This is a genomic window from Nocardia sp. NPDC019219, assembly GCF_040632645.1.
GTDB classification, from domain to species: Bacteria; Actinomycetota; Actinomycetes; order Mycobacteriales; family Mycobacteriaceae; genus Nocardia; species Nocardia sputorum.
Map to the genome: position 1 here is coordinate 509244 of NZ_JBEYCG010000002.1, position 12196 is coordinate 521439.

10 protein-coding genes are annotated in these 12196 nt (G+C 69.8%); 4 read left to right on the forward strand and 6 right to left on the reverse strand.

Going from position 1 to position 12196, the window contains the following annotated elements:
- Window positions 1–88 precede the first annotated feature (88 nt).
- Complete coding sequence (locus ABZ552_RS06885) at window positions 89–1093, forward strand: malate dehydrogenase (RefSeq protein ID WP_357435927.1); 1005 nt, start codon at window positions 89–91, stop codon at window positions 1091–1093.
- 42 nt (window positions 1094–1135) lie between these two features.
- Here the strand turns inward: ABZ552_RS06885 and ABZ552_RS06890 are convergent, their stop codons facing one another.
- The 4 genes from ABZ552_RS06890 to ABZ552_RS06905 form a co-directional block, all read right to left on the reverse strand.
- Complete coding sequence (locus tag ABZ552_RS06890; RefSeq protein ID WP_281878968.1) at window positions 1136–2215, reverse strand: 2-oxoacid:ferredoxin oxidoreductase subunit beta; 1080 nt, start codon at window positions 2213–2215, stop codon at window positions 1136–1138.
- Window positions 2212–4212 (reverse strand): 2-oxoacid:acceptor oxidoreductase subunit alpha, encoded by a 2001-nt coding sequence (locus ABZ552_RS06895; RefSeq protein WP_357435930.1) that lies wholly within the window; start codon window positions 4210–4212, stop codon window positions 2212–2214. Before ABZ552_RS06895 ends, ABZ552_RS06890 begins: the two co-directional genes overlap by 4 nt.
- Before the next feature lie 110 nt (window positions 4213–4322).
- Window positions 4323–5339: an Rv2578c family radical SAM protein gene (locus tag ABZ552_RS06900; protein ID WP_357435932.1), complete on the reverse strand. Its 1017-nt coding sequence runs from the start codon at window positions 5337–5339 to the stop codon at window positions 4323–4325.
- Between the two features lie 31 nt (window positions 5340–5370).
- Window positions 5371–6375 (reverse strand): NAD-dependent epimerase/dehydratase family protein, encoded by a 1005-nt coding sequence (locus ABZ552_RS06905; RefSeq protein ID WP_357435934.1) that lies wholly within the window; start codon window positions 6373–6375, stop codon window positions 5371–5373.
- 209 nt (window positions 6376–6584) lie between these two features.
- On the opposite strand from ABZ552_RS06905, the gene ABZ552_RS06910 reads away from it, so the two are divergent.
- A complete protein-coding gene (locus ABZ552_RS06910; protein ID WP_159837869.1) occupies window positions 6585–6914 on the forward strand; it encodes a type VII secretion target in 330 nt (109 codons plus the stop codon).
- Window positions 6911–8515: a hypothetical protein gene (locus tag ABZ552_RS06915; protein WP_281917878.1), complete on the forward strand. Its 1605-nt coding sequence runs from the start codon at window positions 6911–6913 to the stop codon at window positions 8513–8515. Before ABZ552_RS06910 ends, ABZ552_RS06915 begins: the two co-directional genes overlap by 4 nt.
- Window positions 8516–8584: 69 nt before the next feature.
- Here the strand turns inward: ABZ552_RS06915 and ABZ552_RS06920 are convergent, their stop codons facing one another.
- Window positions 8585–9118 carry a hypothetical protein gene (locus tag ABZ552_RS06920; protein ID WP_357435936.1) on the reverse strand — a complete coding sequence of 178 codons (534 nt, stop codon included), beginning with the start codon at window positions 9116–9118 and terminating at the stop codon, window positions 8585–8587.
- Window positions 9119–9235: 117 nt separating this feature from the next.
- On the reverse strand, window positions 9236–10159 hold the full coding sequence (locus ABZ552_RS06925; protein ID WP_281878975.1) for a neutral zinc metallopeptidase: 924 nt from the start codon (window positions 10157–10159) through the stop codon (window positions 9236–9238).
- Window positions 10160–10352: 193 nt separating this feature from the next.
- On the opposite strand from ABZ552_RS06925, the gene aspS reads away from it, so the two are divergent.
- Entirely contained in the window at window positions 10353–12146 is a 1794-nt protein-coding gene (aspS, locus tag ABZ552_RS06930; RefSeq protein WP_281878977.1) for an aspartate--tRNA ligase, read from the forward strand.
- Window positions 12147–12196 lie beyond the last annotated feature (50 nt).

Here is a 12196-nt window from a genome sequence, read left to right on the forward strand (position 1 = left end):
ACTGTCGCGTAGCTCACCGTGGGCGTTCGGCGGCGGTGAGAGTGGCTAGGGTGGGCAGCAGGAATCCGCCGACCGCAAGGAGTTCGTCGTGAGCACCGCCGCTGGGACCGTGACCGTCACCGTGACCGGAGCCGCGGGCCAGATCGCCTACGGGATGCTGTTCCGGATCGCGTCCGGCGCGATGCTGGGCCCGGACACGCGCGTGCGCCTGCGGCTGCTGGAAGTCCCCGCCGCGGCGGCGTCGCTGGAGGGCGTCGCGATGGAACTGGAGGACGGCGCGTTCGGGCTGCTGGAGTCCATCGACATCAGCGACGACCCGTGGATCGGGTTCGCCGGCGCCGACATCGCGCTGCTCGTCGGCGCACGGCCGCGCACGGCCGGGATGGAACGCTCGGATCTGCTCGCCGCCAACGGCGCGATCTTCACCGAGCAGGGCGCCGCGATCAACGCCAGCGCCGCGGACGACGTGAAAGTGCTCGTCATCGGCAACCCCGCCAACACCAACGCCTTCATCGCCATGAGCAACGCGCCGGACGTGCCCGCCGAGCGTTTCACCGCCATGACCCGGCTCGACCACAACCGCGCCATCGCGCAACTCGCCGCGAAGACCGGTGCGCCCGCCGCCGACATCGCGCGGGTGGCGATCTGGGGCAATCATTCCGCGACGCAGTACCCCGATATCGCGCACGCCACCGTCGCCGGACGCCCCGCCCTCGATCTGATCGGCGATCCGGCATGGCCGACCGAAGAGTTCGTGCCCACGGTGCAGCAGCGCGGCACCGCCATCATCCAGGCCCGCGGCGCATCGTCGGCGGCGAGTGCGGCCAGCGCCGCGATCGACCACATCCACGACTGGGTGCACGGCACCCGGGACGGCGACTGGGTGTCCATGGCGGTGCCCTCGGACGGCTCCTACGGTGTGCCCGCGGGGCTGATCAGCTCGTTCCCGGTCACCTGCGCGAACGGCGAGTACACGATCGTGCCCGATCTCGCGATCGACGAACTCGCCCGTCCCCGGATCGACGCCTCGGTCGCCGAACTGGAGCAGGAGCGCGACGCCGTCGTCGACCTCGGTTTCGTCAAGCGCGCCTGACCGGCTGCGCGGACGTTCGCCGCCCTGCGCAGCCGGGGCGGGTTATCCCACCGTCCAGGTCTCCGGCCCGGTGAGCAGGGACTGCAGCGAGTCGGGGCCGACCGGCTTCTGCTCGCGCGCGGTCTCGGTCTGGTAGCGCACCGCGTCGTCGTAGGTCGGTCGAGCGACGCTGCGGAAGATGCCGGTGACGACATGCTCGAGACCCTGGTCGCTCAGTCGCGACAGCGCGTAGGCGTACTCCGGGTCGTCGGCGTAGGCGTCGTGCACCACGATGTCGGACTCCGCGACGCTGTCGGCGCGGGCCACCGCGAGCCCGAAACCACGTCGCACGACGGCGAATTCGCCCTCGGCGCCGAAACGGATCGGCTCGGCGTGACGCAGCGGGATGAGATGGTCCGCGGCGTTCTCCCGCCGCAGCACGTCGAACGAGCCGTCGTTGAAGATGGGGCAGTCCTGCAGGATCTCCACGAACGACGTGCCGCGATGCTCGGCGGCGGCGCGCAGCACCTCGGTGAGTCCCGCGCGATCGGAGTCGAGCGCGCGAGCGGCGAAGGTCGCTTCCGCGCCGAGTGCCACCGACAGGGTGTTGAACGGGTGGTCCACGGAGCCCATCGGGGTCGACTTGGTGATCTTGCCTTGCTCCGAGGTGGGCGAGTACTGGCCCTTGGTCAGGCCGTAGATCCGGTTGTTGAACAGCAGGATCGTCATGTTCACGTTGCGGCGCAATGCGTGGATGAGGTGGTTGCCGCCGATGGACAGCGCGTCGCCGTCACCGGTCACCACCCAGACCGACAGGTCCGGCCTGCTGACCGCCAACCCGGTCGCGATCGCCGGCGCACGACCGTGGATGGAGTGGATGCCATAGGCCTCCAAGTAGTACGGGAAGCGGCTGGAGCAGCCGATCCCGGACACGAACATCAGATTCTCCCGGCGCAATCCGAGTTCGGCGAGGAAGCCGCGCACCGTCGCCAGGATCACGTAGTCGCCGCAGCCGGGGCACCAGCGCACCTCCTGATCGGAGGTGAAGTCCTTCACCTTCTGCGGTCCGTCCGCGGACGGCACCCCGGATACTCCGGTCAGTCCCAGATCGGTGCCAACCAGTGAGGTTTCCACGATGGTCATGCGTTACCCCCAGCCATGCGGTACGCGGCTGCCTCGCCTGCGCTCGGCCCGGCGCAGGGCTTCGGGCGGACGTCGTCCGGCAGCGTTCGATATGTGGCCTGCGCCCGCGCGGCGAAGACCTTGTTCTGTTCCATTTCCTCGATCGACCCGTCCAGCGCCGCGTCGATGACCCCGACCAGCTCCTGCGCGGAGAACGCGGTGCCCGCGATTTTCGTCCACGGTCGCACGTCGACCAGGTACTTCGCCCGCAACAGCGTGGCCAGCTGGCCGCCGTTCATCTCCGGCGCGACCACCACGCGATAGCGGCGCAGCACGTCGCCGAGGTTGGCGGGCAATGGATTCAGATGCCGTAGATGTGCCTGGGCGACCGGGACGCCGCGCCGCCGCGCACGCCGGCAGGCCTCGCCGATCGGGCCGTAGGAGCTGCCCCAGCCGATCAGCAGCAGTTCGGCGGCGTCGTCCGGATCGTCGACCGCGAGATCGGGGACACCGATGCCGTCGATCTTGGCTTGACGCAGACGGACCATGAGTTCGTGGTTGGCCGGGTCGTAGGAGATGTTGCCGCTGCCGTCGGCCTTCTCCAGACCGCCGATGCGGTGCGCGCGGCCCTTCGTGCCCGGGACGGCGAGCGGGCGGGCGAGGGTGTCGGGGTCGCGCGCGTACGGCTGGAACGGGTCGGCCTCGTCGCCTTCCGGTTCGAAGGCCGGGTCGATCGGCTCCAGCGCGCTCACTTCCGGAATGGCCCACGGCTCCGAGCCGTTCGCGATCGCACCGTCGGACAGCAGCAGCACCGGAGTGCGGTAGGTGAGGGCGATCCGCGCGGCCTCCACCGCGGTGGCGAAGCAGTCGGCAGGGGAGCGCGGGGCCAGCACCGCCACCGGTGATTCGCCGTTGCGGCCGTAGAGCGCCTGCAACAGGTCGGCCTGCTCCGTCTTGGTCGGCAGGCCGGTCGACGGTCCGCCACGCTGCACGTCGATCACGACCAGTGGCAGTTCCGTCATCACCGCCAGGCCGATGGTCTCGCTCTTGAGCGCGAGTCCGGGACCGGACGTGCTGGTGACGCCCAGCGCGCCGCCGAGCGAAGCGCCCAGCGCCGCGCCGATCCCGGCGATCTCGTCCTCGGCCTGGAACGTGGTGACGCCGAAGTTCTTGCGCTTGCTCAGCTCGTGCAGGATGTCCGAGGCCGGCGTGATGGGGTAGGTGCCGAGGAAGACGGGCAACCCCGCGAGCCGGCCCGCGGTGATCAGGCCGTAGGCGAGCGCGGTGTTGCCGGTGATCTGGCGATAGGTGCCGGGCGGCAGCTTGGCGGGCGCGATCTCGTAGGTGGTGGCGAAGCTCTCGGTGGTCTCGCCGTAGTTCCAGCCCGCACGGAACGCCAGGATGTTGGCCTCCGCGATGTCCGGCTTGGTCGCGAACTTCTCCCGCATGAACTGCTCGGTGCCGCCGATCGGGCGCCCGTACATCCAGGACAGCAGGCCGAGAGCGAACATGTTCTTCGCGCGCTGCGCGTCCTTCTTGCCGACGCCGGTCGATTCGGTGGCGCCGAGGGTCAGCGAGGTCATCGGGACGCGGTGCACCACGAAGTCCGACAGTGTGTCGTCGGCCAGCGGGTCGGCGGGATAGCCGACCTTGGCGAGGGCGCGCTTGGTGAACTCGTCGGTGTTGACGATGACCGTGGCGCCGCGCGGCAGATCCTCCAGGTTCGCCTTGAGCGCGGCGGGGTTCATCGCGACCAGCACGTCGGGCTGGTCACCCGCGGTGAGGATGTCGTAGTCGGCGATCTGGATCTGGAAGGACGAGACGCCGGGCAGCGTGCCTTGGGGCGCCCGGATCTCGGCGGGGAAGCTGGGCTGGGTGGCCAGGTCGTTGCCGAAGGCGGCGGCCTCATGGGTGAAGCGATCGCCGGTCAGCTGCATTCCGTCGCCGGAGTCCCCGGCGAACCGAATGACGACCTTTTCCAACTTCGCTGTGCCGACATCGTTTTGGTGTGAAACCATATGCCTGCTTCACTTCCTCGTCGCTGAGAGGTGCCATCGCCAAACTACTCCGTCGAACGCGGTGCGCGCCTCCGAAGCGCGCGGACCGGCGAGATCCGGCGAGGATGGCGTCAGGCGAACAATGCCAGCTGCGCGCCGGTCGTGTGCGCGGTTTCGGGTCGTGTCTCCGGTTCGGCTTGCCCGCGGCCCGTCAAACCGTGCTCCGCCAGCAGCGAAGCGACCCGCGCGCGCAACCAGGCGGAGTACTCCGGCGTGACGTAGGCCCCGTGGCGGTACAGCTGGCGGTATCGCCGCAGCAAGGCCGGATGGTGCTCGGCCAGCCAGGACAGGAACCAGCCCCTGGTGCTGCCGCGCAGATGCATGGGGAACGCGACGGCCGAGTCCGCCCCGGCCTCGGCGATCGCGCCGAAGATCGCGTCCAGGTGGGCGCGGCCGTCGGTGAGGCACGGGATCACCGGTGCGACCAGGACGTTGACCGCGAATCCCGCTTCGGTGAGCGCGCGCACCAACTCCAGCCGGGCCCGGGGTGACGGCGTGCCGGGCTCCAGACTCCGGTGCAGATCCTGGTCCAGGATCGCGATGGACACCGCGAGGCTCACGCGCACCTCGCGGGCGGCCGCGGTGAGCAGCGGAAGGTCGCGGCGCAGGAGGGTGCCCTTGGTGAGGATGGAGAAGGGCGTGCCGGATTCGGCCAGTGCGCGAATGATGCCCGGCATCAACCGATACCGCCCCTCGGCGCGCTGGTAGGGATCGGTGTTGGTGCCCAGCGCCACCGGTTCGCGGCGCCAGGAGCGCCTGGCGAGCTCTTTGCGCAGCACCGCGGCGACATTCGTCTTCACCACGATCTGCGAGTCGAAGTCCCGGCCCGCGTCCAGGTCCAGGTACTCGTGGGTGCCGCGCGCGAAACAGTAGCGGCACGCGTGCGAACACCCGCGCATGGGATTGACCGTCCAGTGGAACGGCACGTTCGCGCCCTCGGGCACCCGGTTCAGCGCGCTCTTGCACAGCACCTCGTGGAACGTGATGCCGTCGAACTCCGGCGTCTGCACGGTGCGCACCAGACCGGCCCGGGACAGCCCGGGCAAGGCGCCGTCCTCGGCGTCCAGGGTCTGGCTTTGCCACCGCACATCTTCAGTCGAACATGTGTTCTATCTGCTGTCAAGCAATCTGCCTGGTGTCCGGCGGGGCGAGCCGGTCCGGGTCGGCGAAGAAGGCGACCAGGTCGCGCACCGTATCGTCGAGCGGGCGCGGCTGGTAGCCGAGTTCGCTCGCGGCCTTGCCGTGGTCGACGACCGGCGCGGAGAGCAGCGCGCCCAGCGCCGCCTTGGAGACGATGTCGGAGTTGAACAGCTTGCCGAGCGGCGCGAGCACCGGGATGACGCCGGACACCAGCTTGGGGGAGATAGCGAACTTCGGGCCCCGCTTGCCGCCATGGGTGGCCGCGACGCGGCACAACTCGAGCATCGAGATCATCGACCCGCCGAGCAGGTAGTTCTCGCCGGTCCGGCCGTGCTCGCCGGCCAGGATCAGGCCCTCGGCGACGTCGCGCACGTCCACGAGATCGAATCCCCCGCCGATCATGGCCGGTATGCGCCCGAGCGCCGCGTCCTTGAGCGTCCGATTGATGCGCGACAGCGGCTTGCTGTAGTCCAGGGGACCGAACACGCCGGTGGGGTTGCACAGCACGGCGTCCAGGCCCTGCTCGATCACCTTGCGCAGCGCGATCTCGCCCGCCCATTTCGACCGGTCGTAGACCGGCAGCGCGGGGTCGGTCGAGCGGGGCGCGTTCTCATCGATCCGGCCGCCACAGCTGTACTGGTTGAACGCGTGGATCGAGCTGGCGTGCACCATCCGCCGGGCGCCGACGGCCAGCGCCGCTTCGGCGACCACGCGGACGCCCTCGGTGTTCACCCGCCAGGCGAGATCGTTCTTCTCGGCCAGGGTGATGACGGCGACCAGGTGGTAGACCACCTCGGCGCCGCTCAGCGCGGCGCGCATCGACGCCGGGTCGAGCACGTCGCCCCGCAGCCAGGTGACACCGGGCGCCGCCGGCTCGGCGGGGATCGCCCGATCGATGGCCGTGACCTGATGGCCGCGCTCGGTGAGGAGGCGGAGCAGATTCGTGCCAAGGTAGCCGGCTGCGCCGGTCACTGCGACCTTCATGGGACAGAGAATATAGAACTTGTTCTAATTTGCAACACGTTCCAGTTCTGTTTCGTCGTCCTGGCCCGCGCAGTGCGTTCGGGCTCGAAACTTGCCGGTCGGGTCGGCTATATTGAGCGCAACCGTAGCGGCCCTTGCCGATTCGGCAGGGCGCAAGCGGATCACAACTGCACGACGCGGATTCGTACGACGATGTGGGGGGCAACTCGATGAGTGATCTCTCGGTAGAGACCGAAGCGGTCCGGGCGTTCGCCGCCACGAACGCCGGTATCGCCGGTGATCTCGCGGGGGCGGGCAATTTCGACGCGGTGCAGAACGTCGCCGCGCTCGTTCCGGTGTTCGGCCTGATCGGGGCGGACTACTTGGCGATGTTCGCCGCGGCGCAGGTGCTGCAGGCCAAGGACATCAACGACCTGTCGGCCAAGTACGCCAAGCTCTCGGACTCGGCGTTCAGCGCCGCCGCGGCCTACGACGCGGTCGACTGGTCCAACGCGGGCGCGCTCGGGTCGATCGCGGGCCAGATCGGGGGCGCGGTATGAGACCGCTCGACAGCGGGGTCATCGCCCCGGAGGACCATGCCGTCGCGCACGCGGCCGAGCAGAACGTCGCCATCGGCCAGCAGTCCGTGCTGGACGCTCTGCAGAACGCGCCGGCCCAGGGGGTGCCGGACCTGTCGTTGCCGCAGCTGCCCGAGGATCTGCCGCCCATCGAGCCGCCCGCGTTCGTGCTGTCGCGCAAGATCTCCGATGATCAGCAGTCGGCAGGCGCCCTGCCCGGCGGTCTACCCGGGTTGAACGGCACGCCGGGCGCCGAGGATGTGCCCGGCATCCCGCACGAGGTGTCCGCGCTGCTCGGCGACACGAGTACCGCGGTGAATCAGATCGCGGCGCCCGCGGTCGAGGCGGCGGTCGATCAAGCGCACGGCGTGCTGAACGGAGCGCTCGCCGACGCGCCGAGCGCGATCGCCAGCACGGTGAACCAGGCGGCGGCAGCGGCAGGAACGCTGCCGCCCTTGCCCGCCGACCCGGTGGCCGCGCTGATGCAGGGTGTCGCGGTCCCAGCGCTGCCCGGCGTCGACGTCCTGATGAAACCGATCCTGGACCTGCTGAGCAGCTTCGGCACCGGCGTCATCGGCGCGTTCGACCCGACCGCCATCCTGAGCCAATCCTCCAAGGTCATCGAGATGGCCATGCAGGTCGGCAAGGGCAGCATCGGCACGGTCGAGCAGTTGTGGCAGAGCCAGGCCGCGCGCAACGCCCAGGCCGCAGGCCAGCAGGCGAACGTGGAGGGGCAGCAGACCAGCCAGCGGGGCATCGACATCTCCGAACTCACCCAGCGCGCCGCCGCGGTGGTGCAGCAGGGCAACGCGCAGCTGCTGGGCATCGCGTCGTCGTTCGCCACCCAGGCGACCGCGCTGGCGCCGGTGATCCTGACTCCGCCCGCCCAGGCGACGTTGATCGCCTCGGCCACCGAACACCTCGGCCACGCCGTCAGCGTGGCCAACGCCACCCGCGGCGACCTGGCGGGCAAGACCGCCGAACTCAGCGGCATGGTGCAGCAGCTGGTGGCGCCGGGCGGCGGCCCGGCGCCGCAGGAGGTCGCCCAGGCGCTGGCGGAGAACATCGGCCAACCGATCCTGGAACAGGCGCAGTCGACCGCGTCCGACACCGCGACGCAGGCGGCCGGTCTGGACTCCGCCACTCCGGGGACGTCGAGCCCCACGACCACGCCGTCGTCGGTGCACAGCCCCAGCAGCACCAGCCACGGCACCCCGAGCAGTCTGCTCGGCACCAGCCACGGCCGGCCCGGAAGTCCGAGCACGCCCTCGGTCCCCAAGGCAACCGGTCTTCCCGGCAGTACGGTGCCGATCCGTCCGGTGGCGGGCGTCCCGGGCACTTCGCTCGGAACCGGCACACCCGCCGGCACCACACCCGCCGGATCGAGCAGTTTCATGGGTGGCCCGGCCGCGGCGGGGCAGCGCAGCAACGACGAGGAACACTCGCGCACGGTGCAGCCGTACTCGAGCCCGACGGGGAACGACGACCTCACCGGTCCGCTGGGCGAGTCCACGCCGGACGTGATCGGCGCGACGCACTCGGACGAGATCATCAGCTCGGACTACGAGCAGGATCAGTTCTGACGCGACGGAGGAAGGCGACCCGCCGCACCCGGCCCGAACGAGCGGTTCGGGCCGGGTGACCAGCGGGTATCAGTCCTGAACGAACGAGTCGAGCAGTTTCCGGTAGAGATCGGCGAAGCGTTTGCGGGCGGCCTGCTGCTCGGCGCCGAGCCCGTCGGTGGTCTCCGGCGAGTACACCACCAGATGCACGTCGTCCGCGGGCGACTGCGGCATGTAGTCGATGATCCGGCTGCTCTGGTCGGTGGCTTTCGGCACGCCGAGGTCAGCCGCGGCGAGCGCTTTGGTCTCCGCCAGCGCAGCACTCAGCACGTCGGACGGGATATGGCCGTCGATCCGCTTCGGGGGTGTCTCGGGACGCCGATCCGCGGCCACGGCATCGGGACTGCTGACCGCGCGGCCGTCGGCGAAGATCTCCAGCTGCGGGCGTAGATCCGTGCGGGCCTGCCAGCCGTCCGGAATGGTGGTCAGGGTGAACAGCGCCAGCGGCGCGGCGATCGGCGGTAGCGCACTGGGCCGGTCCACGGCCGGGTCGGCCGTGGCGGCGCCCGAGCCCGCCGCGACGATCAGCATCACAACCAGCAGAACGGCTTTCGTTACTCGCATCGATCCCATCTTCCGGTGCTGTCCCTGTCCGCCTGCGGCGCAGGCGAACTGCCGTAGATCATGACAGCGCGCCGGGCCCTGGCGGGACTCGGCGCGCTGTATCGATCGGATCCGGTGCTACCGCAGACCGGACGGGTTGTTCAGGTCCGGCGCCGAGTAGGTGTCGCAGGCCCGGACCTGACCGGTCTTGTAGCCGGTGAGAAACCACTTCTGTCGCTGCGCGGACGAGCCGTGGGTCCACGCTTCGGGATTCACCCGGCCCTGGGCGGCGCGCTGGATGCGGTCGTCGCCGACCGCGGCGGCCGCCGAAAGCGCGTCATCGACGTCCTTGTCCGACAGCGGTTTCAGGAACGGCTGGTCGCTGCCCGGCGCCGGTTGCTTGTCCGCGAAATGGGCCCAGATGCCGGCGTAGCAGTCGGCCTGCAGTTCGGTGCGGACCGCGTCCGAGTCCGCCCCGCGCGGATCACGCTGCGCGCGCCCGATGTCGCCGAGCAGATTCTGGATGTGATGGCCGATCTCGTGCGCCACCACGTACTCCTGCGCGAGCGGGCCGCCGCTGGAACCGAAACGGTCCACCAGCTCCTGGAAGAAGGTGGTGTCGAAGTACGCGGTCCGGTCGGCCGGGCAGTAGAACGGCCCGACCTCGCTGGTGGCATTGCCGCATCCGGTCGAGGTGGCACCGGAGAAGAGCACGACCTTCGGCTCCGCGTAGCGCTTGCCCGCCTGCTTCGGCAGTTCGGCCGACCACACGGCATCCAGGCTCTGCGCGGTGAGCGCCACCCGGCAGTCGACGTACTTGTTGGCGTCCGCACCGGTCTTGCAGTGGCTCGGCGTGCCTGCCGTGCCCGGCTCGGTCTGGCTCTGGTCCGGCGAGCCGGTGAAGTTGCCGAGGATGGAACCGGGGTCGCCGCCCAGCAGCAGCGCCAGCACCAGCACGATGAGTCCGCCCGCGCCGCCACCCAGCGCGAGCTTGCCGCCCATGCCGGGACCGCCGGACGATACCCGGTCGGGGTCGATCTGCATGCCCTCGTTGAAGGTCATCGTCGTCGCTTTCTCGCTCGTCCCCCGGGGCACCCAACCCTCGGTTGTCCGGGCACCGGGGACACACTCTCCCTCCGATACAGCTTGGCACGGGCGCGTCGATATCGGTTTCCACTCCGGGAATGTGTCTCACTACGATGGACTCGCACCTGGTCACACCGCGCCCGGTGCCAGAGTCGTCGAAAGGAACCCCGTGCTGCGCACCCACTTGGCTGGTTCGCTGCGAAGCGAGCATGCCGGTCAGACCGTCACCCTCACCGGCTGGGTGGCCCGGCGGCGTGACCACGGTGGGGTGATCTTCATCGATCTGCGCGACGCGTCCGGCGTCGCCCAGGCGGTGTTCCGGGAGGGCGAACCCGCCGAACAAGCGCACCGGCTGCGCGCGGAGTACTGCGTGCGCGTCACCGGCACCGTGGAGCCGCGGCCGAGCGGCAACGAGAACCCGGAACTGCCGACCGGCGCCATCGAAGTGAACGTCACCGAGCTCGAGGTGCTGAACGAGAGCGCCCCGCTGCCGTTCCAGCTGGACGAGCAGCCCGGTGAAGAAGCGCGCCTGAAGCATCGCTACCTGGACCTGCGCCGCGAAGGCCCGGCGCACGCCATCCGGCTGCGGTCCAAGGTCAACGCGGCCGCGCGCGAGGTGCTCGCCCGCCACGAATTCATCGAGGTCGAGACCCCGACGCTGACGCGGTCCACCCCCGAGGGCGCTCGCGACTTCCTGGTGCCCGCGCGCCTGCAGCCGGGCAGCTTCTACGCCCTGCCGCAGAGCCCGCAGCTGTTCAAGCAGCTGCTGATGGTCGGCGGCATCGAACGCTACTTCCAGATCGCGCGGTGCTATCGGGACGAGGACTTCCGCGCCGACCGTCAGCCGGAGTTCACCCAGCTCGACATCGAGATGAGCTTCGTGCGCCAGGAGGACGTCATCCTGCTGGCCGAGGAGATCCTGGTCGCGCTGTGGAAGCTGGTGGGCTACGAGATCCAGACGCCGATCCCGCACATGACGTATGCCGAGGCCATGCGCCGCTTCGGTAGCGACAAGCCGGACCTGCGTTTCGGTGTGGAGATCACCGAGTGCACCGAGTATTTCAAGGAGACCCCGTTCCGGGTGTTCCAGGCGCCCTACGTCGGCGCGGTGGTCATGCCGGGCGGCGCGAGCCAGCCGCGGCGCCAGCTCGACGCCTGGCAGGAATGGGCCAAGCAGCGCGGCGCCAAGGGGCTGGCGTACGTCCTGGTGAACGAGGACGGCACGCTGGGCGGCCCGGTCGCCAAAAACCTCAGCGACGCCGAGCGCGAGGGGTTGGCCAAGCACGTCGGCGCGGTGCCGGGTGACTGCGTGTTCTTCGCCGCGGGCGCGGCGAAGGCGCAGCGTGCGCTGCTGGGTGCGGCGCGCGTCGAGATCGCCCGCAAGGTCGGACTCATCGACGAGGACGCTTGGTCGTTCGTGTGGATCGTGGACGCGCCGCTGTTCGAGCCGACCGTCGAGGCGACCGCGAGCGGCGATGTGGCGGTGGGTCATTCCGCTTGGACCGCCGTGCATCATGCGTTCACCTCGCCGAAGCCGGAGTCGCTGGACACTTTCGACACCGACCCGGGCTCGGCGCTGGCCTACGCCTACGACATCGTCTGCAACGGCAACGAGATCGGCGGCGGGTCGATTCGTATTCATCGCCGTGACGTGCAGGAACGTGTCTTCGAGGTGATGGGCATCACCCACGAGGAGGCGCAGGAGAAGTTCGGCTTCCTGCTGGACGCCTTCGCGTTCGGCGCGCCGCCGCACGGCGGCATCGCCTTCGGCTGGGATCGGGTCACCGCGCTGCTGGCGGGGGAGGACTCGATCCGCGAGGTCATCGCGTTCCCGAAGACCGGCGGCGGCGTCGACCCGCTGACCGACGCGCCCGCGCCGATCACCGAGCAGCAGCGCAAAGAGGCCGGGCTGGACGTCAAGCCGGAGCAGAAGAAGGGGCACAACCCCGAGACCGCGTCGTAGCGGGCCGTCGCAAGAACGGTACCTTTCCGGTCAGCCGCGTCCGTCAGCCG